Source organism: Pantoea sp. EKM103V (assembly GCF_011800365.1).
Taxonomy (GTDB): domain Bacteria; phylum Pseudomonadota; class Gammaproteobacteria; order Enterobacterales; family Enterobacteriaceae; genus Pantoea; species Pantoea anthophila.
This window is the reverse complement of the sequence record NZ_JAALFQ010000007.1, coordinates 73,962-94,663: the sequence shown is the minus strand read 5'-3', so window position 1 is coordinate 94,663 and position 20,702 is coordinate 73,962. Positions and strand designations below refer to the sequence as shown.

Annotated in this window: 16 protein-coding genes and 1 pseudogene; 9 read left to right on the top strand and 8 right to left on the bottom strand. The window is 55.8% G+C overall.

Annotated features, from left to right (window positions below; genetic code table 11):
* Nucleotides 1-5: 5 nt before the first annotated feature.
* From aceF to HFD97_RS22390, 3 genes and pseudogenes are all read left to right on the top strand, one after another.
* Nucleotides 6-1,913, top strand: a complete 1,908-nt coding sequence (gene aceF, locus HFD97_RS14955) for a pyruvate dehydrogenase complex dihydrolipoyllysine-residue acetyltransferase (RefSeq protein WP_167432180.1) — start codon at nucleotides 6-8, stop codon at nucleotides 1,911-1,913.
* A gap of 160 nt (nucleotides 1,914-2,073) precedes the next feature.
* The gene (gene lpdA, locus HFD97_RS14950) at nucleotides 2,074-3,498 is read left to right on the top strand and encodes a dihydrolipoyl dehydrogenase (RefSeq protein WP_167432179.1); all 1,425 of its coding nucleotides are present in this window, start codon (nucleotides 2,074-2,076) and stop codon (nucleotides 3,496-3,498) included.
* Between the two features lie 49 nt (nucleotides 3,499-3,547).
* Nucleotides 3,548-3,784: pseudogene (locus HFD97_RS22390) on the top strand (IS481 family transposase); the annotation flags it as partial.
* Nucleotides 3,785-4,101: 317 nt separating this feature from the next.
* Here HFD97_RS22390 and HFD97_RS14940 read toward each other — a convergent pair.
* The 3 genes from HFD97_RS14940 to HFD97_RS14930 all read right to left on the bottom strand — a co-directional run bounded on the left by HFD97_RS14940 (nucleotide 4,102) and on the right by HFD97_RS14930 (nucleotide 7,812).
* Nucleotides 4,102-4,755 (bottom strand): hypothetical protein, encoded by a 654-nt coding sequence (locus HFD97_RS14940; RefSeq protein ID WP_167429132.1) that lies wholly within the window; start codon nucleotides 4,753-4,755, stop codon nucleotides 4,102-4,104.
* On the bottom strand, nucleotides 4,748-6,460 hold the full coding sequence (locus HFD97_RS14935; RefSeq protein ID WP_167432178.1) for a hypothetical protein: 1,713 nt from the start codon (nucleotides 6,458-6,460) through the stop codon (nucleotides 4,748-4,750). The genes HFD97_RS14940 and HFD97_RS14935 overlap by 8 nt, the downstream gene beginning before the upstream one ends.
* A gap of 446 nt (nucleotides 6,461-6,906) precedes the next feature.
* A complete protein-coding gene (locus tag HFD97_RS14930; protein WP_167432177.1) occupies nucleotides 6,907-7,812 on the bottom strand; it encodes a LysR family transcriptional regulator in 906 nt (301 codons plus the stop codon).
* A gap of 105 nt (nucleotides 7,813-7,917) precedes the next feature.
* Between HFD97_RS14930 and HFD97_RS14925 the strand changes: the two genes are divergently transcribed.
* The 3 genes from HFD97_RS14925 to yacL all read left to right on the top strand — a co-directional run bounded on the left by HFD97_RS14925 (nucleotide 7,918) and on the right by yacL (nucleotide 12,016).
* Nucleotides 7,918-8,427, top strand: coding sequence for a phenolic acid decarboxylase (locus HFD97_RS14925; RefSeq protein ID WP_009092087.1), 510 nt, complete (start codon nucleotides 7,918-7,920; stop codon nucleotides 8,425-8,427).
* Nucleotides 8,428-8,846: 419 nt separating this feature from the next.
* Nucleotides 8,847-11,444: a bifunctional aconitate hydratase 2/2-methylisocitrate dehydratase gene (gene acnB / locus HFD97_RS14920; protein WP_111208287.1), complete on the top strand. Its 2,598-nt coding sequence runs from the start codon at nucleotides 8,847-8,849 to the stop codon at nucleotides 11,442-11,444.
* A 191-nt stretch (nucleotides 11,445-11,635) separates the two neighbouring features.
* The gene (gene yacL, locus HFD97_RS14915) at nucleotides 11,636-12,016 is read left to right on the top strand and encodes a protein YacL (protein ID WP_009092085.1); all 381 of its coding nucleotides are present in this window, start codon (nucleotides 11,636-11,638) and stop codon (nucleotides 12,014-12,016) included.
* Between the two features lie 63 nt (nucleotides 12,017-12,079).
* Here the strand turns inward: yacL and HFD97_RS14910 are convergent, their stop codons facing one another.
* The 5 genes from HFD97_RS14910 to HFD97_RS14890 form a co-directional block, all read right to left on the bottom strand.
* Nucleotides 12,080-12,751, bottom strand: a complete 672-nt coding sequence (locus HFD97_RS14910) for an SDR family NAD(P)-dependent oxidoreductase (protein ID WP_185155358.1) — start codon at nucleotides 12,749-12,751, stop codon at nucleotides 12,080-12,082.
* Between the two features lie 8 nt (nucleotides 12,752-12,759).
* Nucleotides 12,760-13,956, bottom strand: coding sequence for an exo-alpha-sialidase (locus HFD97_RS14905; RefSeq protein ID WP_167432175.1), 1,197 nt, complete (start codon nucleotides 13,954-13,956; stop codon nucleotides 12,760-12,762).
* A gap of 1 nt (nucleotide 13,957) precedes the next feature.
* On the bottom strand, nucleotides 13,958-15,373 hold the full coding sequence (locus HFD97_RS14900) for a sodium:solute symporter family protein (RefSeq protein ID WP_009092082.1): 1,416 nt from the start codon (nucleotides 15,371-15,373) through the stop codon (nucleotides 13,958-13,960).
* Nucleotides 15,374-15,452: 79 nt separating this feature from the next.
* On the bottom strand, nucleotides 15,453-16,337 hold the full coding sequence (locus tag HFD97_RS14895) for a dihydrodipicolinate synthase family protein (protein ID WP_154928413.1): 885 nt from the start codon (nucleotides 16,335-16,337) through the stop codon (nucleotides 15,453-15,455).
* Nucleotides 16,338-16,348: 11 nt separating this feature from the next.
* Entirely contained in the window at nucleotides 16,349-17,497 is a 1,149-nt protein-coding gene (locus HFD97_RS14890; RefSeq protein WP_167432174.1) for an iron-containing alcohol dehydrogenase, read from the bottom strand.
* A gap of 187 nt (nucleotides 17,498-17,684) precedes the next feature.
* Between HFD97_RS14890 and HFD97_RS14885 the strand changes: the two genes are divergently transcribed.
* The 3 genes from HFD97_RS14885 to HFD97_RS14875 are packed head-to-tail and all read left to right on the top strand — an operon-like array spanning nucleotide 17,685 to nucleotide 20,682.
* On the top strand, nucleotides 17,685-18,941 hold the full coding sequence (locus HFD97_RS14885; RefSeq protein ID WP_167432173.1) for a four-carbon acid sugar kinase family protein: 1,257 nt from the start codon (nucleotides 17,685-17,687) through the stop codon (nucleotides 18,939-18,941).
* Nucleotides 18,934-19,914, top strand: a complete 981-nt coding sequence (locus tag HFD97_RS14880; RefSeq protein WP_009092077.1) for a D-threonate 4-phosphate dehydrogenase — start codon at nucleotides 18,934-18,936, stop codon at nucleotides 19,912-19,914. The genes HFD97_RS14885 and HFD97_RS14880 overlap by 8 nt, the downstream gene beginning before the upstream one ends.
* Nucleotides 19,915-19,920: 6 nt before the next feature.
* The gene (locus tag HFD97_RS14875; RefSeq protein WP_046101239.1) at nucleotides 19,921-20,682 is read left to right on the top strand and encodes a DeoR/GlpR family DNA-binding transcription regulator; all 762 of its coding nucleotides are present in this window, start codon (nucleotides 19,921-19,923) and stop codon (nucleotides 20,680-20,682) included.
* Nucleotides 20,683-20,702: the final 20 nt, after the last annotated feature.

The following is a 20,702-nucleotide window of genomic DNA, read 5'->3' as shown; positions in this document are numbered from 1 at the left end:
GAGTAATGGCTATCGAAATTAAGGTACCGGATATCGGGTCTGACGAAGTTGAAGTCACCGAGATTCTGGTGAAAGTTGGCGACAAGGTGGAAGCCGAGCAGTCGCTGATCACCGTGGAAGGCGACAAAGCCTCAATGGAAGTGCCTTCCCCGCAGGCTGGCGTAGTGAAAGAGATCAAAATCGCCACCGGTGACAAAGTAGAAACCGGCTCGCTGATCATGGTGTTTGACGCAGAAGGGGCCGCAGAAGCGGCACCTGCCGCCGCCGAAGAGAAGAAAGCGGACGCGGCACCTGCACCCGCCGCGGCAGCAGCCACCGCCAGCAAAGAAGTGGCTGTGCCGGATATCGGCGGTGACGAAGTCGAAGTCACTGAGATTCTGGTGAAGGTTGGCGATAAAGTTGAAGCCGAACAGTCACTGATTGTGGTGGAAGGTGATAAAGCGTCAATGGAAGTGCCGGCTCCGTTCGCGGGTGTGGTTAAAGAGATCACCATTGCGACCGGCGATAAAGTCAGCACCGGTTCTGCCATCATGGTCTTTGAAGCGGAAGGGGCTGCACCGGCCGCTGACGCGAAGCCAGAACTGAAAGAAGAAGCGGCATCGGCACCCGCCGCAGCGGCGGGCGCAAAAGAGGTTAATGTCCCGGACATCGGCGGTGATGAAGTCGAAGTCACCGAGATCCTCGTGAAAGTGGGCGACAAAGTTGACGCTGAGCAGTCACTGATCGTGGTGGAAGGCGATAAAGCGTCAATGGAAGTGCCTGCGCCATTCGCGGGTACCGTCAAAGAGCTGAAAGTGGCGACCGGCGACAAAGTCAGCACCGGATCACTGATCATGGTGTTTGAAGTCGAAGGTGCCGCACCGGCCCCGGCCCCGGCGGCAGCGAAGCAGGAAGCCGCACCGGCCCCGGCTGCGAAACCTGAAGCTAAATCTGCGGCGCCTGCTCCGGCAGCCAAAGCGGACAGCAAAGGTGAGTTTGCCGAGAACGATGCATACGTTCACGCCACCCCGGTGATCCGTCGCCTGGCGCGTGAGTTCGGTGTGAACCTGGCGAAAGTCAAAGGCACCGGCCGTAAAGGTCGCATTCTGAAAGAAGACGTGCAGACTTACGTGAAAGAGGCGGTGAAACGCGCTGAAGCGGCACCGGCTGCGGCAAGCGGTGGCGGCCTGCCAGGCATGCTGCCATGGCCGAAAGTGGACTTCAGCAAGTTCGGTGAAGTCGAAGAAGTCGAACTGGGTCGTATCCAGAAAATTTCGGGTGCGAACCTGAGCCGTAACTGGGTGATGATCCCGCACGTTACGCATTTCGACAAAACCGATATCACCGATCTGGAAGCGTTCCGTAAGCAGCAGAATGCCGAAGCAGAGAAGCGTAAGCTCGATGTGAAATACACCCCGGTGGTGTTCATCATGAAAGCTGTCGCTGCCGCGCTTGAGCAGATGCCACGCTTCAACAGCTCGCTTTCCGAAGATGCGCAGAAGCTGACGCTGAAGAAATACATCAACATCGGTGTGGCGGTCGATACGCCAAATGGCCTGGTGGTTCCGGTCTTCAAAGACGTGAACAAAAAGGGCATTACCGAGCTGTCGCGTGAGCTGATGGCGGTGTCGAAGAAAGCGCGTGACGGTAAGCTGACCGCGGGCGACATGCAGGGCGGATGCTTCACTATCTCCAGCCTGGGCGGCCTGGGAACCACGCACTTCGCGCCGATTGTTAACGCGCCGGAAGTGGCTATCCTGGGTGTCTCTAAATCGGCGATGGAGCCGGTGTGGAACGGTAAAGAGTTTGCGCCGCGTCTGATGATGCCAATCTCTCTCTCCTTCGACCACCGCGTGATCGACGGAGCTGATGGTGCAAGATTCATCACCATTATTGGCAATATGCTCTCTGACATACGTCGTTTAGTTATGTAAATGTGAAGAAGGCCGGCGGATGCCGGCCTTCCTTTAACGTTTCGTCGCGTCACGGTTGGCAGTTTGTTAACAATTCTGTAAACTCTTGCGGTGAAAGTCCCGGTGGAACAAGGGCATTATAAGAACGTCTGACCCGCCGGATATCAAATAAGAGGTCATGATGAGTACAGAGATTAAAACCCAGGTCGTGGTACTTGGGGCAGGTCCTGCAGGTTACTCTGCAGCCTTCCGTTGTGCGGATTTAGGTCTGGAAACCGTACTGGTAGAGCGTTACAGCACCCTTGGCGGTGTGTGTCTGAACGTCGGTTGTATCCCCTCTAAAGCGCTGCTGCACGTTGCCAAAGTGATCGAAGAGGCGAAAGCCCTTGAAGAGCACGGCATTGTGTTTGGTCAGCCCTCTACTGATATCAACAAGATTCGCAGCTGGAAAGAGAAGGTGATTAACCAGCTGACTGGCGGCCTGTCAGGAATGGCAAAAGGTCGTAAAGTCAAAGTGGTTAATGGCCTCGGCAAATTCACCGGTGCTAACACCCTGGTGGTGGAAGGTGAAGGCGGCGCGACCACCATCAACTTCGATAATGCCATCATCGCTGCGGGTTCACGCCCAATCGAACTGCCTTTCATTCCTCATGACGATCCCCGCGTCTGGGATTCAACCGATGCGCTGGAACTGAAAGAAGTGCCGAAGCGTCTGCTGGTTATGGGCGGCGGTATCATCGGTCTGGAAATGGCGACGGTGTATCATGCGCTGGGTTCAGAGATCGATGTGGTTGAGATGTTTGACCAGGTTATCCCGGCTGCGGATAAAGATGTCGTCAAAGTCTTTACCAAGAAAATCAGCAAGAAGTTCAACCTGATGCTGGAAACCAAAGTGACCGCCGTTGAAGCAAAAGACGATGGCATTTACGTTTCAATGGAAGGCAAAAAGGCACCGGGTGAAGCGCAGCGTTATGACGCCGTGCTGGTGGCTATCGGTCGTGTGCCGAACGGTAAAGGTCTGGATGCCGGTAAAGCGGGCGTGGAAGTGGACGATCGCGGCTTTATCCGCGTCGACAAGCAGATGCGTACCAACGTGCCACACATCTATGCTATCGGCGACATCGTCGGTCAGCCAATGCTGGCGCACAAAGGCGTGCACGAAGGCCACGTTGCGGCGGAAGTGATCTCCGGTCTGAAGCACTACTTCGACCCGAAAGTGATCCCATCCATTGCCTATACTGAGCCAGAAGTTGCCTGGGTCGGTCTGACCGAGAAAGAAGCGAAAGAGAAGGGCATCAGCTACGAGATCTCCACCTTCCCGTGGGCTGCCTCTGGCCGTGCTATCGCTTCTGATTGTGCAGACGGTATGACCAAACTGATTTTCGACAAAGAGACGCACCGTGTCATCGGTGGCGCGATTGTCGGCACTAACGGCGGCGAGCTGTTAGGCGAAATCGGTCTGGCGATTGAGATGGGTTGTGATGCGGAAGATATCGCGCTGACCATCCATGCTCACCCGACCCTGCATGAGTCAGTCGGTCTGGCAGCAGAAATCTTCGAAGGCAGCATCACCGATCTGCCTAACGCGAAAGCGAAGAAGAAGTAAGTTTCCGCTGCTGACGAAAAAGCCTCCAATATGGAGGCTTTTTTTTGGTCTGGATTATACGAAGACCAAAGCGATGTCACCACAGACGAACGGCATCTGCGATGCGCTTCCACATGACGATATTGCAGGAAGGTGACGTTCCGCAAAAGCTGTATGGTGAACCCGACACATTAAGATCTGATCTTGATGACTGGCTGGCTCACTTAATAATTAGTGAAGTCATCAGGGGAAAATGTGCCCTGGCCGGACGCTTATGAAAATATTACCTGATGGAAAAGGCCTCTGAGCTGAGAAGAATGCAATCCAAATGTATTCTGATAAATACCTGTATAAACAACGGGTAACTTTCAGATGAAGTCTGAGCTGATAAAAGTGAGTATAGCCCCATGAGGGGCTTACTGATTTGGCCGTTCAGGTAAGACCTTACCTATCAGATAGACAACCCCGATAGACAGACCAATCGCCATCAGCCGCTCATGCCAGGTTTCATAGTGAAAGAACCAGTAGCAGCACAGAAGGAGCAGCAACCCGCCTATGATCGCACCTGACACCTCTATAAGGCTATACATGATGCGTTTGCCTAAGCTCAGCTTGGTAGACTCATTATCTCGCATTAGCGTTTACCTCCTTCTCTACCATTTCAATGATCCGTTCAAAAGCCGGTTGCCCTTGCGTTCGCTTCACATTGAGAGCTTCTAAGAACGGGTTCAGAGCTGGCTCAAGTAGGAAGTAGAGTAAATCATAGTTCCTCACGCGTAATGCGTTATAGACTTCAGGATTGCTCTTTTGCAGCTTTTCAGAGGTATAGATACATCTCTCTGTCATGCCACCAATAAGCAGGGCATTACCAATCAGACCACCTCTGACCGCAACAAGGAACGAGCTACGCTGCGCAATAGTAGTTGCTAACCTTCCTGCTATTAATGAGTTCGTAAGCGTCCGGCCAGCAACTGAAGCCATCGTTTTGCTATAGATAGCGTTCTGCCTGACTTCAGGCACATTCTTGTTGAAGATATTGAGCACAGTCTCAATAGTCTTCATGAAGTTGTGATTTTCCAGAATGCCATGCCTGATGGCACTAACCATCCTGATTTTCTCTGTTTCACGTTGATAGCGGCTGTCCGTATCAAGAAATCCGTAGGCAAGATAGCCAATGTCTGTAGGCACAGACAGGACTCCATGCATTAATCCTATCGCTGACTCAGGCGATATAATGATTTTGGCTATACGCTTAGCGATCTCGCTGTAGCTACGCATCCTGAAGCCCCTTATCCTTGCTTACTTTGACTACATAATAGTCCCTTGCTCCCGGCACTATCCTATCAACCTTGATGCCGACTGTGCCACTGTTGACCGCATCGTAAGGAACACGGTCTATCTCAATGCTTTCAATATTGAGTAAGTGCCAATGATTCTCGCTGTCCTGTATTGCGATTTTATCAACCCTTGATACAGTAAAGTTGCTGTCAGCAGGGATTCTAAGAGAGTAAACCACCACTCGGTCATAGCAGTGGTTAAACTCAAGCCGGTGAAGGCTCTGCCTAAAGTCTAGGAGGCCTTCTTGCTTAAAGGTTTCACGAGCAGCCTCTTTGCTGATAACCCCTGATTCTATCATGTGATAAATGTTGAAAAGCTCATAGGTGAATGTCATACCTCGATTAGCTATCTCAGCATCAGTAATTTGGTTTTCGTTAAAGGGAATCGGCTCTCGTTCTTTAGGCGCTTTGTATCGACGGTGATTGACTATGTAGACGGCTTTGTATGTGTTTCCCGGATTAGCTTTCTTTCTGCGCAGGGCAATCTTAGAGATTTGAGCACACTGAGCATCGGTTGAATTTCCACCAATCCCTTTCACTTCAAGCAAGAAGTGAATACCGTTTTGCTCAAAGTTCAAATCTTCCTCAAACACTTCCCCAGCATTTACATCAACATCTTTATCTGGATCAACCACATTAGCGAAGCCTATATACTCAAGAAACCACTTAACCGCAGATACAAGATCATCTCCTGTTTCTTTTAGCATAGCTCTGAGCTTTATATTTTCTTCTTTAGAGTGAACCCTTTCATATTCTTTTTGTAAAGAGGACAATGCTTCTTGATGCCTAGATTTTTCATTTTCAATATCTATTATTTTGTTTCTTTCCTCTAGAGATATATAGTCGAAATATTTTATCCATTTAAAATTACCATGATTAGGGAATATTTCTTTGCTAAAGCCAATGTCGGGCAAAACGTTATTAAAAAGATCAAATAGGAAGCCTGGCTTGTCGTATATTTCCGGTAAAAAGAAAACTAACTTTGATCCCATTTTCCTTATAAAGCAGACGTCTTCACCTGCTTCATTTCTAAGCAATGGAACATCGGTAGATTTATCACCTTTAATTAAATTAAAGACAAAATTATAGTTTGAGTTAGGAAGATATCTTTCAAGACACTGTTTTATCTCTATTGCCTGTTTACCTTCTACTATATTCATTCTACTTCCTCTTCTCCGCGCAGGTTTAAAACCATAATAGTTAGGAAAACAGTAAGTATTAGTTTGGTATTGGCTATGTTGACCAGCTTCATTTTGGAGTATATACGTTTCTTCATTATAGCTTTCACAAAATATGAATAATAGCTGAAATTTTTCTGTAGAAAAGACATCAGTAAGCGCTCTATTCATATCCAGAGGAAAAAGATCGATAAAGCTTGGCGTATGATTATAAATCACTTTTATAGATGAGCGACCTTTTATCAATTGATTTCTCAAACCAGTATCAATAACTACTATTTCTGCTTCATGTAAGTTAGAAGGAAGATTGGAAGAATAAGAAACCTCCAAAGGACGATAGCTGGCTGCTTCGTATTCGCTATAACCATTCATCCAATAATGATTAGCGTTAAAAACTGCATTTAGCTTTTTTACGACAGTTGCTGGAGTGTTTAATAAATAAATCAATGGTTTATTATCAGGGTTCATTACTGACTTCCTTTTAAGATTTTCGTATAAAGTATCATTTTTCTTAATGGATAACATCACTTGAGCAACGAGAGTAAAGAGTATATGCAGATTGAGACCATACTTTACTGTGTGAAATCTGGAACTGCGGCAGGGGACAAGGTCAGTTCAGGCGGGTATTATTGGTATAGTCCCGGATAGACCAAAGATTGCCGCTTTGGGCCAGCAATCTGATCGTATGAGAACGTTTCGTATATTAAGATAGAGATTACTAGAATCTATACTTAATGATTGCTATTACTTGAGCAGCGTTCCGGACTTCACCACAGCCTTATATAGCCCCAATCAGGGGCCTGCCAATGATCGACAATCTGGTGTTCCACGCTTTAGGGGGATAAACCGCAGCTTCATCTTTGGAATGCGTTTTTTGCATGTTTCCCGCGTCAACGGAAACAAACTCAGCTACCTTAGCGCTCAGCGACGCGCTTCTCCTGCGCCACCCGCTCCACAAACATCTGCGCCAGGGCCGCAATGGCGCTGTTGCCGGGCAGCCTCTCTTCATTGATATACATCACCAGCGAACTGCTGCGTCGGCGGCCCTGCAACAGCGGCAGAGGGCGCAGTTCACCGCTCTTTAGCAGCCCGGCGATATTCTGTTCCGGTAACCAGCCATAGCCCAGCTGATGCTGGACTGCTTCAATCGCGGCGGAGAGCGTCGTGAAGGACCAGTTCTCCGCCTGATCGCCACTGACTTCGGATTGGTGCTGTTGCTGCCGATCCAGGATGGTGATGCAGGGCCAGCGAGCCAGCGTGGTGGCACTCAGCGGGGCAGGTTCACTGTGCAGCGGATGATCACGATGGGCAACGGCCACGAAATCGACGCTCATCAGGCTTTCGCCAGCGACAGGGGCATCGCCATATTGCGCGACCAGCCAGAGGTCAGCCTGCTGCTCAGCCAGCCTTTCCGGCGTTTCGCTGCGAACAATTTCGCTGAACCAGATGCGGACATGGGGGTAGTGCTGCTGAAAGGTCTGCAGCACATCAAACAGCAGAGGTTTAGGCAGCGTCGCGTCCACCATCAGATCGATGCGCGAACGTTCACCCCGCTGCAGCGCATGCGCCTTAGCTTCAAGCGCGCTGAATCCCTCCAGCAATGGACGAACCTGAGCCAGTAGCTGATGTCCCTCGGCAGTGAGGACGGCGCGCCGCCCCTCCTGCTGCAGCAGTGTCAGACCCAGCCGCTGCTGAAGCAGGCTAAGCTGATAGCTCAGTGAAGACTGGCTGCGATGATGCTTTTCTGCGGCCAGCGCAAAGCTTCCTTCATTCACCACCGCGTCGAGCAGCGCCCACTGTTCCAGTGTCGTTTTATACATGGCAACTCATCGAAAAATTGGATTATTCAGTGCTAAAAATAGCGTTATTCATCTCATCTGTAACGCGCAATAATCTCCTCAAGGCAAATAAATGAGGAATTGACCATGAGCACTTTTGATAAACACGATCTGTCAGGCATCGTTGGCAAACACCTGGTTTACACCTACGACAACGGCTGGAATTACGAGCTCTACATCAAAAATGCCAGCACTATCGACTATCGCATCCACAGCGGCATGGTAGGTAATCGCTGGGTTAAAAATCAGCATGTCTATGTCGTCCGTCTGGCGCAGGATGTCTATAAAGTTTCCTGGACTGAACCTACCGGCACCGATGTCAGCCTGGCCGTCAACCTGGCGGATAAAATCTTCCACGGCACCATCTTCTTCCCGCGCTGGGTAATGAACAATCCGGAAAAAACCGTCTGTTTCCAGAATGACCATCTGGAAGAGATGGCCGCCTTCCGCGAAGCGGGTCCGGCTTACCCAACCGAAGTCATTGACGAGTTCGCGACGCTGACCGTAATCCGGGATGTGGGCGAAAATAACGAAAGCGTGATCGACTGCCCGCCCGATCAGCTGCCCGCTGACTTCCCGGAAAATCTGAAAAACTGATAGCAGGCAGAAGAGGCCATTAAGGCCTCTTCTGCGCCGCTGTTTCTGGCCGGTGGCATCGTTGGCCAGTCCTGCAAACCGCACCTTTCTATTCCTGCCCGTTATCGATTCCGCCCTGATACTTCTCTTAAACCGCGATAAACCTGACATTTTCCAGGGCTAATTTCCCCGGCATGCGGTACGCTCGGGACTGTCCGTTTACGCACAGTCAGCCCGCGCAGACGGCGAACCGGACGGGCAGAATGGGCGTAGTCGATTATGTTGTATTTTTGTAAACAGATTAACAAACAGACGAAATCCTGCTATTCTGCCCTCCGCGAAACCGGGCACCTCAACCTGGACAAGAAAAGGGAAGGTTGTTCTCCATAAGTGAGCAAGGTGGTCGGAAAGCCCTACATAATGAGAGCGAGGATAACGTCGTGCTAGAAGAATACCGTAAGCACGTTGCCGAGCGTGCTGCCCAGGGAATTGTTCCTAAGCCTTTAGAGGCTTCCCAGATGGCCGCGCTGGTTGAACTGCTGAAAAATCCACCTGCGGGTGAAGAAGAATTTCTGACCGATTTACTGGTCAACCGAGTCCCACCTGGCGTCGATGAAGCGGCGTATGTCAAAGCCGGTTTCCTGGCGGCTGTTGCCAAAGGCGAAGCAACCTCTCCTCTGATCTCTCCTGAAAAAGCGGTCGAACTGCTCGGTACCATGCAGGGCGGTTATAACATTCATCCGTTGATCGAGGCGCTGGACGACAGCCGACTGGCCCCCATCGCGGCCAAAGCCCTTTCACACACCCTGCTGATGTTCGACAACTTCTATGATGTCGAAGAGAAAGCCAAAGCGGGCAATGAATACGCGAAGCAGGTCATGCAATCCTGGGCCGATGCGGAATGGTATCTGTCACGTCCTGAGCTGGCCGAAAAGATCACGGTCACGGTATTCAAGGTAACGGGCGAAACCAACACCGACGACCTCTCTCCGGCCCCGGATGCCTGGTCACGTCCTGACATCCCGCTGCACGCTCTGGCGATGCTGAAAAATGCCCGCGAAGGCATTGAGCCGGATGAGCCGGGCAATATCGGCCCGATCAAACAGATCGAAGCGCTGCAGGCCAAAGGCTATCCGCTGGCTTACGTCGGTGACGTGGTCGGAACCGGCTCATCCCGTAAATCCGCTACCAACTCGGTGCTGTGGTTCATGGGCGACGACATCCCGAACGTGCCAAACAAAAAAGGCGGCGGCGTGGTGCTGGGCAGCAAGATTGCGCCTATCTTCTTCAACACCATGGAAGATGCGGGCGCACTGCCTATCGAAGTGGACGTCAACGACCTGAACATGGGCGATGTGATCGACATCTACCCCTACAAAGGTGAAGTGCGTAACCACGAAACTAACGACCTGCTGGCCAGCTTCGAACTGAAAACTGAAGTGCTGATTGATGAAGTGCGCGCCGGTGGCCGTATTCCGCTGATCATCGGCCGTGGCCTGACCACCAAAGCGCGCGAGTCGCTGGGTCTGCCGCACAGCACCGTATTCCGTCAGGCGAAAGATGTTGCGGAGAGCACCCGTGGCTTCTCACTGGCGCAGAAAATGGTCGGCCGCGCCTGTGGCGTAACCGGTGTGCGTCCGGGCGCGTATTGCGAACCGAAAATGACCTCCGTGGGATCGCAGGATACCACCGGTCCGATGACCCGTGACGAGCTGAAAGATCTGGCTTGCCTGGGCTTCTCGACCGATCTGGTGATGCAGTCCTTCTGCCACACCGCCGCCTATCCTAAGCCGGTTGATGTGAACACGCACCACACGCTGCCAGACTTCATCATGAACCGTGGCGGTGTCTCACTGCGTCCGGGTGACGGCATTATCCACAGCTGGCTGAACCGTATGCTGCTGCCGGATACCGTCGGAACCGGCGGTGACTCCCATACCCGTTTCCCTATCGGTATCTCTTTCCCGGCCGGTTCGGGCCTGGTGGCGTTTGCCGCGGCAACGGGCGTCATGCCGCTCGATATGCCGGAATCGGTCCTGGTGCGCTTCAAAGGCAAGATGGAACCCGGTATTACGCTGCGCGATCTGGTTCACGCCATTCCGCTTTATGCCATCAAACAGGGCCTGCTGACCGTTGAGAAGAAAGGTAAGAAAAACATCTTCTCTGGTCGCATCCTGGAGATTGAAGGTCTGCCGGATCTGAAAGTTGAGCAGGCGTTTGAGCTGTCCGATGCGTCAGCAGAGCGTTCTGCGGCGGGCTGTACCATCAAGCTGGATAAAGCGCCAATCATCGAATATCTCAACTCCAACATCGTGCTGCTGAAGTGGATGATCGCTGAAGGTTACGGCGATCGTCGTACGCTGGAGCGTCGCGTGGAGAGCATGGAGAAATGGCTGGCCGATCCTCAGCTGCTGGAAGCCGATGCGGATGCGGAATACGCCGCCGTGATCGAGATCGATCTGGCTGATATCAAAGAGCCAATCCTCTGTGCCCCTAACGATCCTGACGATGCCCGTCTGCTCTCGGACGTTCAGGGCGAGAAGATCGACGAAGTGTTTATCGGCTCGTGCATGACCAACATCGGTCACTTCCGTGCTGCCGGTAAGCTGCTGGACAGCCACAAAGGTCAGCTGCCAACCCGTCTGTGGGTGGCGCCGCCAACCAAGATGGATGCCGCACAGCTGACTGAAGAGGGCTACTACAGCGTCTTCGGTAAAAGCGGTGCGCGTATCGAGATCCCGGGCTGTTCACTCTGCATGGGTAACCAGGCGCGTGTGGCAGATGGTTCGACAGTGGTTTCCACCTCGACCCGTAACTTCCCGAACCGTCTCGGTACCGGCGCTAACGTCTATCTGGCGTCTGCCGAGCTGGCTGCCGTTGCATCACTGCTGGGCCGGCTGCCCACGCCTGATGAGTATCAGCAATTTATGGCGCAGGTCGATAAAACGGCCAGCGACACCTATCGCTATCTCAACTTCGACCAGCTGGCGCAGTACACCGACAAAGCGGAAGGCGTGATTTTCCAGACCGCCGTCTGATCCTTCCACCTTGCAAACATGCATAAGGGGCGATGATTCGCCCCTTTTTTTCGTCTTCGCGCCGGTCACCGGCACGATCAAAAGCTGGATTTCGCCTGACAGCCTGTAATAATGCGCGACGTGTCACATTATGCTGCAAAGCCAGCCGTGACACTCATTGAGTGACGCGACGACGTTGAGAGGAACGGGCGATGGAATATGAATTTTTACGCGATGTGACCGGACAGATTAAGGTCCGCATGTCGATGGATCATGAAGCGGTCGGCCACTGGTTCAACGAAGAGGTGAAAAACGATCCGGGTCTGCTGGATGAAGTCGAAGCCGCTATCGAAGACGTCAAGGGCAGCGTGCGACAGTGGCAGCGCATCGGCAGCGAATACACCATCCTGGTGGATGAGGAGGAGGTGATGATTCGCGCCAACCTGCTGGCGCTGGAAGATGACGGCATGGAGGAGGGGATGAACTACTACGACGAAGAGAGCCTCTCATTCTGCGGCATTGAAGATTTTCTGCTGGTCATCGCCGCGTACCGCCAGTTTGTGAACCAGTATGGCAATCCCGTCCGGCGCTAAATACCGGACAGGTGGCGCTTCACGTCTGGCAGGGATGTGAAACCGCCCGGCGTCAGAGGCAGGTTAGCTCAGCGAGGCGCCACCGCAGATCACCAGTTGCTGCCCGGTGATTGCCGCTGCTGAGGGAGAGAGCAGGAACGCCACCAGATCGGCCACTTCCTGCGGCTGAATATAGCGGCCTATCGGCGGCAGGCGCGGCGGTGAACTGGCGCGGCCCGGCTGGTGCAGCATCGGTGTTTCGGTCGCACCGGGAGCCACGATATTGGCGGTAATGCCACGCGGAGCCAGTTCTGCCGCCCAGCTGCGCACCATGCCGATCATCGCTGATTTGGTCGCCACGTACTGACTGCGGCCTGCGGCACCGCCTGACGTACGGCTGCCCAGCAGCAATACTCTCCCGCCTGCCGCCATCCGCGGTGCAAAATGGTTCGCCAGCTGTTCCGCAGCGGCCACGTGCAGCTGCCACAGACGGGCGCTGGCCGCCAAATCCAGTTCCCCCAGCGGCGCGGCCTGCATCATACCCGCGGCATGGATCACCGCCTGCGGCACAGGCAGTTGTTCCAGCAGCACCTGCAGGGCAGCGCTGTCACTGATATCGATCTGATGACTCTGCCAGCCCGGTTCTGTGCGGCTGACCGCCGAACGGCTCAGGCCGATCACCTGCCAGCCGTCACTCAGTAAGCGGTCACAAATCGCCTGACCGATGCCGGAGCTGGCACCGGTCACCAGCGCCATCCGTTCATTCACGCGTCACCTCCCTGCACCCATGACTCCTCAATCCGCACATATTTGATCGCCTGACGATACCAGGTATAGGCGATATGCAGTTCGCCATGCAGACCCTCTTTGATGCTGGGATAGGAGAACTCACGGTTTAACTTCTGCTGCGAGTTATTGGTCATACAGTAGCCATCGCCTTCGTCCAGATTGCGCTGCAGCGGCCAGCTTTTGCCGCCATCTGTTGAGATCGCCAGCGTCATGGGCGCACGGGGCGCACCCCAGAAGGCGGTACGGCCGCTGTGTATCACCGCTTCGGCGGCCACCGCCACCTCACCGTCCTCTTCATCATCTTCAATTTCGTCATAGAGCGACAGGCGACGTTCGCTGGCACCTTCAGCGCTCATGGCGTTAAACACCAGCGCCAGATGACCGTTGCGCAGCGTCGTGACCTGAATAGAGGAGTTGTTATTTGGCAGCGACAGCGCTTCGGGTGCACTCCAGCTCTCACCCTGATCAAACGAGCGGCTCTGGTAGATGTGATCGGCCCAGCGACTGCGGTAGAGCGCCAGCAGCGAGCCATCCTCCAGCAGGGTGACGTTCATATGGACGCAGCCGGTGCTGTCAGGCACGCTGACATCGCGCCAGCTCCGGCCTTTATCCTCCGAGATCTTCACGGCGCTGACATCATAGTTACCCACCCATTTTTCACCGGGCGGCGTCAGGCAGTAAAAGACCGGCAGCAGCCAGTTGCCATTCGGCAGCACCACGATCGGCTGGCGAATAAAGGTGCCAGGCTTATCCAGCAGGGTGTCGATCGCCCCCCAGCTCCGGCCCAGATCGTGAGACTGACGATAGCGCACGATGGCGGTGTCCTGATTACCGGACTTCTGCGCCGTCCAGAGCAGCCACAGGACCTGATCGGGGTCGAGGAACAGCACCGGATTCTGCTCGGACCGCGTCGGATCCTCAGAGAGTTTCTGCGCCTCACTCCAGCGATCGCTGCCTTTCTGCAGCCGTGAACACCAGACAGAGATATCGGCGATCCCCTCCTGGGTGCCGCCAAACCAGACGCAGAGCAGATCGCCATCCGGCAGCGGCAGCAGGTTAGCCGCATGGTTTTGCGGGCAGGAGGAGGGCAGCATCGCAACCTGCTGCGCGCTATCCTGCGGATGCGGCGCAAGCTGACCGGTACGTTCGGCGGTGACGGTTTCCTGAGTCATATTAGGCTCCACTCTTTTGTGCATTGCGTTGCGGTTGAGGCTGAGACTGGCGTGACGGGATGCAGCGATCAATCACCATAATGATCGCCGGCGTGGCCAGCGCCACATACATATTATCGATGCCAAACGGATTCCCCATCAGGAACCAGACGGAGGTGACCAGACAGGAACCAATCAGACCGGCGTTGGCGCCGCGTGTGCTCTTAAACCACGGCAGATAGAACGCCATGATCGCCACGACGGTGATCGACAGGCGAATCGCGCGGGTAAAGAAGGAGAGCTTCAGCACTTCCGGGAAGAACAGCACAAACAGCAGCGGAAAGAAGCCGATGGCAATCGAGAACCAGCGCGTCACTTTGAACTCGCGCTCTGGCGTAGGGTGACGGTAAGGAACATAAAAATCTTTCACCACCAGCGAGGCGATCGCCAGCGCCACGGTGCCGACGCTGACGAAAATCGATGCCACCAGCGAGGTCGTCACGATGCCCGCCAGCCAGGGGGACATATCCTGCAAAAACACCGGCAGGGCATAGAGGCTCTTGATGTCGGGATGAGCAAACTTCGCCGCCACGCCGATCAGTGCCATCGCCAGGCCGATAGGCAGGCAGAAGAAGAAGGCGACCCACGTGGCACGCTTAGCGGATTTGACATCTTTGGTCGAGGAGATCGCCTGGATCACAAACTGGGTGCAGAAGATCGAGCCCACGGTTCCGATCAGCCAGGCCACAATGGTACTGGCCCCGACGTGACCATCCCACGTCCAGTAGAAGGCGGGCATTTTCTCGATCATCGGGGCCACGCCGCCGGTCATCTTCAGCGCCACGTAGAGGATAATCAGGATCCCGATGTACTTAATGGCGCTGTGCAGCAGCGTCACCCAGGCCACCCCTTTCATGCCGCCAAACGCGAAGTAGAAGGTACTCACCACCGCGGTAATAAAGGCCGCCTGGGTCAGGTCGATCTTCAGCACGGTAGAGATCGCCGCCGCGCCGCTGATGTAGTTGCCGACGTTCACCAGCAGCAGCGCATAGATCATGATCAGCGAAATGATGTTTTTGGTCGAACTGCCATATTTTTCGGCGATCGCCCCGGAGATGGTGATCTTACCGGTGTTGTAGATGCGCTTCACCAGGATCAGACCAAACAGCGGGAAGCCAATCGCCGCGCCGATCACTGACCAGGAAGCGGCGAAGCCATTTTCAAAGGCGGCCTGCGCAGTGCCGATCGTGGATTTTGCCCCGATATATTCCGACATCAGCATGATGCCGACGATAAAGGCGGGCATGGCGCGGGAGCCTTCCATAAAGTCACCGCTGCTTTTACTGCGCAGCCGCCAGGTCAGCCAGGTGGTGAACAGGATATAGGCGACCACCATGCCTACGATCAGTAAGGTGCTCTCAGTTGAAAATGCGTTCATCATAACCTCGATTGTGCTGGCAGATGGCGACCATCAGGTTCGTTCTCATCTGACCGGTAGGAGACAAAGGCGATGGCGTTTATTGCAGGTAGTGGGTGACGATCTGACGGATCTGCTGCTGCTCTTCGGCGCTGAACTGCACCGCATAGCGGCTTTCACCCACCTCGAAGCCCAGCAGGCTGACCGCTTTTTTCACGGCGGCCGGTGAGAAACCGATGCTGTAGAGCGCCGTGCGCAGACCGGTGACGTTCTCCTGAGCCTGCTGCGAACCGGCAATATCGCCGGCAGCGAAGCGCGCCCAGATAGCGTTAATCGCCTCCGGGGCCACGTTGGCCAGCCCGGAAATGGCGGCGGAGCAGCCCTCAACAAACCCCTGATGGATCAGCGAGTCGGGGCCATTCAGCACATCAAAACCGTCACAGTCGGCGGTGGCCTGCAGGAAGCCGCGCAGGCTGTCATAACTGCCCGCCGAATCTTTGATGCCGATGATGTTGGGATGGGCGGCCAGCGTGCGCACCGTCTCCGGCTGCAGCGTATTGCCGGTGCGCGCCGGGATGTTGTAGAGGAACAGCGGCACCGTCAGCGCGTCAGCCACGCGCCGGTAGTGATCGATCAGCTCCTGCTGTTTCAGCGGCACAAACCAGGGGGTGATCGCGGAGACGGCATCCACGCCCAGGCGGGCGATCTGTGTGCCGAGCCGGATCGTTTCACGCGTCGAGATTTCGCCGATGTGCGCCACCACCGCCGCGCGGCCGCTGACTTCATCCACGCAGGTGGCGGTGACGGCGAGCTTTTCCTGCTCGTTCAGCACAAAGAATTCGCCGTTGGTGCCGCCGCAGAAGATGCCGTTACCGGCCCGCAGCTGTCGTCTGACCTGCTCACGCTGTCTCACCGGATCAAAAGCGCCGTCACGATCGAAGGTGGTGACGATGGCGGTCAGTACGCCGCTTATTTTCTTATTCATGACAATCCTCATTACGCCTGGCAGGAAGGAAACAGGGTCAGATAGACCGCGCGCACATCGTCAGCGGTGACCGCCATCGGGACATTTTTCATCAGGCGCTGCACGTCGAGCGCGGCTTCCACCAGATAGGGCAGGTGATCCGGGCCGATGCCCAGCGCTTCCAGACTGGCAGGCAGCTGCAGACGCGCCACCAGTGCGGTGAAGTAGTCGACCAGCGCATGGGACTTCGCTTCATCACTTAAACGGCGGTCAGCATCGGGCAGCAGGTCATAGGCCTGAGCGAATTTACTCACCGCCGCCGGACGGACAAAGCGCATGCAGGGGGCCAGCAGAATGGCATTCGCCACGCCGTGCGGCAGATGATATTTGCCGCCGAGCGGGTAGGAGAGGGCGTGCACCAGATGCGTGCCGGCATGGGCAATCGACGCGCCGCCATAATAAGAAGCCCACAGCATCTCCAGTCGTGCCTGCAGGTTCTCCGGCTCCCGCAGGGTGGTTTCGAGATTGGCGAACAGCTTCTTCATCCCGATCAGCGCATAGTTATCGCTGACCGGATTGGCGACGCAGGCGGTAAAGCACTCGATCAGGTGGCAAAGGGCATCAATACCGGTTGAGGAGGCGATGTGCGCGGGCATGCTGGTGGTGAGTTCCGGCACCAGCGCGACGACATCGGGCAGCATGATCGGGGAAATAATACCGACTTTGGTCTCCTTCTCCGGGATCGCCAGAATCGCATTGGGCGTGGCTTCTGAGCCGGTACCCGCGGTGGTCGGAATCAGCATGGAGCGGGTGCGGTGCTGCGGTTTCTCCCCCGCCAGCAGGGCTTCCAGCGACGGGGCCGCATCCACGCACAGCACCGACAGCAGCTTTGCCACATCCAGCACGCTGCCACCGCCGATACCGATCACCATGTCAGCCCTGCGCGACGTGAGTGCGGCAAGAAGGGCGGCCACATCATGCTGGCTCGGCTCGGGGGGAACACTGTTCACCACGCTGATGTGGGGGATCTGCTCCCGGAGTTGCCCCAGCAGCGCCTGCACAGCCGGAATCGCTTCAATGTTCCGGTCAGTTACCACTACCGCGGATGAAACCCCCTCCAGCAGATAGCGCATGTCGTTTAACGCCTGATAGCCGCTGATCACCGTGCTGTTAATGTTCATTTCATACCCTTATATCGATCGCGTCTGAGCAGATGATTAACTTTGCTCATCTCAATGCGAGGTCAGTCACTCTGTATGGCTCATTTTATAGGGCATATCGATTTCGATTAATTTGAAGTTGCTCACATATAATCAATTATGATTGAATATAATCAATGGCAGCGGTAATCGCCTGACAGGAGTGAGGATGGGCTCATCATTATGGAAAACGCCGGTGCTGGTCATCGCCGATGACTTTACCGGTGCCAACGATGCGGGAAGCGGACTGGCGCAGGCCGGCGCAGGCGTTCAGGTGCTGTTCGACACCCGGGGCGCGTTGCCAGAGACGGCAGATGTGCTGGTCGTCAGCACGGAGAGTCGGGCGATCAGCGCCACTCAAGCGGCAGAGCGCGTCACGCAGGCGGTGCGGCACTTCGCGGCGCAGTTTCAGCACGGCTGGCTGTTCAAAAAGATCGACTCCACGCTGCGCGGCAATATCGGCGCTGAAACGGTGGCGGCACTGAAGGCCAGTGCGAAAACGCTGGCGCTGGTTGCACCGGCGGTGCCACGGCTGGGCCGCACCACGTGCGGAGGTCACGTCCGGGTCCATCAGCGTCTGCTCACGGACACCGAATTTGCCAGCGATCCGAAAACCCCGATCGCCAGCGCCAGCGTTCTCGAACAGATGCAGATCGCCGGCAGTGTGATCGATCTTGCCACGCTACGCAGCGACCGGTTTGATGCGGTGCTGGCGGCGGCGCACGGCATCGTCGTCGTGGATGCCGAAACCGGGGCGGACCTGGCGCGACTGATCGCCGCTGCTGCGCGGCTGCGCGAGACGCCGCTGCTGGTCGGTGCCGCCGGATTAAGCGATGCGCTGGGCGCCGCGCTCCGGGTGCGAACGCCCCGGCCGGTGCTGGCGGTGGTGGGATCGATGAGCGAGAGCGGGCAGCAGCAGGTTGCCACGCTGCTCAGCCGGCGTGACGCAGCGAGAGTGGATGTCGATATCCGGCAGCTGTTCCGGCAGCCCGCCTGGCCCGATCGGGATCGCTGGATCGACGAGGCGGCTGCGGCACTGCGGGCCGGTCGCCATACGGTGATCACCACCTGCCAGCACGAGGCGCAGCGGCACGAGATTGCGCAGCTCTGTCAGCACTTCAGCATGACGCGCCAGCAGCTGGGGGAGGCGATCTGCCAGTTTCTCGGCGAGATCACCTACCGGCTCTGCCGCACTGCGCAGCCGCATGCGCTCTATCTGTCGGGAGGGGATGTGGCGATGGCCGTCGCCCGGGCACTGGGTGCCAGCGGCTTTACCATTCAGGGTCTGGTGGCGGGCTGTGTGCCGCACGGGGTTCTGCTTAACAGTGAATTTACTCTGCCGGTGATGACCAAAGCGGGTGGCTTTGGTGATGAAAACACCCTGGTAGCAGCCATTGATTTTATTGAGGAGAAGTCGAGTGAGTAAAATTATTGCGATCACCATGGGCGACCCGGCGGGCATCAGCCCGGAAATCATCATTAAATCGCTCTCTGAAGGTGAGCTGAATGGCATTCCTGCCGTGGTGATTGGCTGCGCCAGTACGCTGCGCCGCATTCTGGCGATGAACATTACGCCCCAGGCCGAGCTGCGGGTCCTTGACCGGGTGCAGGATGCACGCTTTGCTCCTGGCATCATCAACGTGATTGACGAGCCGCTGGCTGACCCCGACGCGCTGAAACCCGGCGTGGTGCAGAAAGAGGCGGGCGATCTGGCGTGGCGCTGTGTGAAACGTGCTACGGCGCTGGCGCTGGCGGGCGACGTGCAGGCGATTGCCACCGCGCCGCTGAACAAAGAGGCGATGCATGCGGCCGGCCATCTCTATCCGGGGCACACAGAGCTGCTGGCCCACCTCACTGACACCCGGGATTACGCCATGGTGCTCTACACCGATAAGCTGAAGGTGATTCACGTCACCACTCACATTGCGCTGCGTAAGTTCCTCGACACGCTGAACCAGCCGCGCATTAAAACGGTCATTGGTATGGCGGACACTTTCCTGCGGCGCGTCGGTTATCAGGCTCCGCGCATCGCCGTGGCGGGCGTCAATCCCCATGCCGGAGAGAACGGACTGTTTGGCGATGAGGAGATCACCACCGTTGCACCTGCCATTCAGGCGATGAAAGCGCAGGGGATTGATGTCGCCGGGCCGTGCCCGCCGGACACGGTGTTCCTGCAATGCCAGGAGGGACACTATGACATGGTGGTCGCGATGTACCACGATCAGGGGCATATCCCGCTGAAGCTGCTGGGCTTCTATGACGGCGTCAACATTACTGCCGGCCTGCCGTTTATCCGCACCTCTGCGGACCACGGCACCGCCTTTGATATCGCCTGGACAGGTAAAGCGAAGTCTGAGAGCATGGCGATCTCCATCAAACTCGCGATGCAGCTCGCATAGGGAAATATGAAGGGACAGAGCCGTCTTGACCAGATTATGGATTATCTGAAAAGCCATAATCTGGTGACTGTTGAGCAACTGGTCAGTGCGATCTCCGCCTCACCCGCCACGATTCGCCGTGATTTGATCAAGCTGGATAAAGAGGGCGTGATCAGCCGCAGTCACGGTGGTGTCACCCTGAATCGGTTTATTCCCGCCCAGCCGACCACCCTGGAGAAGATGCAGCGTCACCTGGCTGAGAAGCAGGCCATCGCGGAGTGCGCCGCCAGCTTTGTCCGGGCAGGCGATGCCATCGTACTGGATGCCGGCACCACCATGCTGGAACTGGCGCGTCAGCTGACACATCTGCCGCTGCGGGTGATCACGGCCGATCTGCACATTGCGCTGTTTCTGTCGGAATTTAAGCAGATTGAGGTGACGATTATCGGCGGGCGGATTGATGACTCCAGTCAGTCCTGCGTGGGCGAACATGGACGCCGGTTGCTGCGCAGCATCAATCCCGATATCGCCTTCGTCAGCTGTAACTCCTGGAGCCTGGAGCGCGGCATCACCACGCCGACCGAGGAGAAAGCGGGGCTGAAACATGACCTGCTAGCCAATGCGGCTCGCCGGGTTCTGCTGGCGGACAGCAGCAAATATGGTTCCTGGTCGCTGTTCTGCGCGGCACCGCTGGATGAGCTGACCGATGTGGTGACGGACAGCGGTTTAGAGGACGCGGTCTGCCGCACGCTGCGCGAGCGCGGCATTGCGCTCGCGCTGACGGCCTGAGAGACAGCACGCGCAGGTTA

What these genes read in the sequence shown, in the direction of transcription:
- aceF (WP_167432180.1), top strand. Translation starts at nt 6, where the DNA reads ATGGCTATCGAAATTAAGGTACCGGATATCGGGTCTGACGAAGTTGAA.
- lpdA (WP_167432179.1), top strand. Translation starts at nt 2,074, where the DNA reads ATGAGTACAGAGATTAAAACCCAGGTCGTGGTACTTGGGGCAGGTCCT.
- HFD97_RS14940 (WP_167429132.1), bottom strand. Translation starts at nt 4,755, where the DNA reads ATGCGTAGCTACAGCGAGATCGCTAAGCGTATAGCCAAAATCATTATA.
- HFD97_RS14935 (WP_167432178.1), bottom strand. Translation starts at nt 6,460, where the DNA reads ATGAACCCTGATAATAAACCATTGATTTATTTATTAAACACTCCAGCA.
- HFD97_RS14930 (WP_167432177.1), bottom strand. Translation starts at nt 7,812, where the DNA reads ATGTATAAAACGACACTGGAACAGTGGGCGCTGCTCGACGCGGTGGTG.
- HFD97_RS14925 (WP_009092087.1), top strand. Translation starts at nt 7,918, where the DNA reads ATGAGCACTTTTGATAAACACGATCTGTCAGGCATCGTTGGCAAACAC.
- yacL (WP_009092085.1), top strand. Translation starts at nt 11,636, where the DNA reads ATGGAATATGAATTTTTACGCGATGTGACCGGACAGATTAAGGTCCGC.
- HFD97_RS14910 (WP_185155358.1), bottom strand. Translation starts at nt 12,751, where the DNA reads ATGGCGCTGGTGACCGGTGCCAGCTCCGGCATCGGTCAGGCGATTTGT.
- HFD97_RS14905 (WP_167432175.1), bottom strand. Translation starts at nt 13,956, where the DNA reads ATGACTCAGGAAACCGTCACCGCCGAACGTACCGGTCAGCTTGCGCCG.
- HFD97_RS14900 (WP_009092082.1), bottom strand. Translation starts at nt 15,373, where the DNA reads ATGAACGCATTTTCAACTGAGAGCACCTTACTGATCGTAGGCATGGTG.
- HFD97_RS14895 (WP_154928413.1), bottom strand. Translation starts at nt 16,337, where the DNA reads ATGAATAAGAAAATAAGCGGCGTACTGACCGCCATCGTCACCACCTTC.
- HFD97_RS14890 (WP_167432174.1), bottom strand. Translation starts at nt 17,497, where the DNA reads ATGAACATTAACAGCACGGTGATCAGCGGCTATCAGGCGTTAAACGAC.
- HFD97_RS14885 (WP_167432173.1), top strand. Translation starts at nt 17,685, where the DNA reads ATGGGCTCATCATTATGGAAAACGCCGGTGCTGGTCATCGCCGATGAC.
- HFD97_RS14875 (WP_046101239.1), top strand. Translation starts at nt 19,921, where the DNA reads ATGAAGGGACAGAGCCGTCTTGACCAGATTATGGATTATCTGAAAAGC.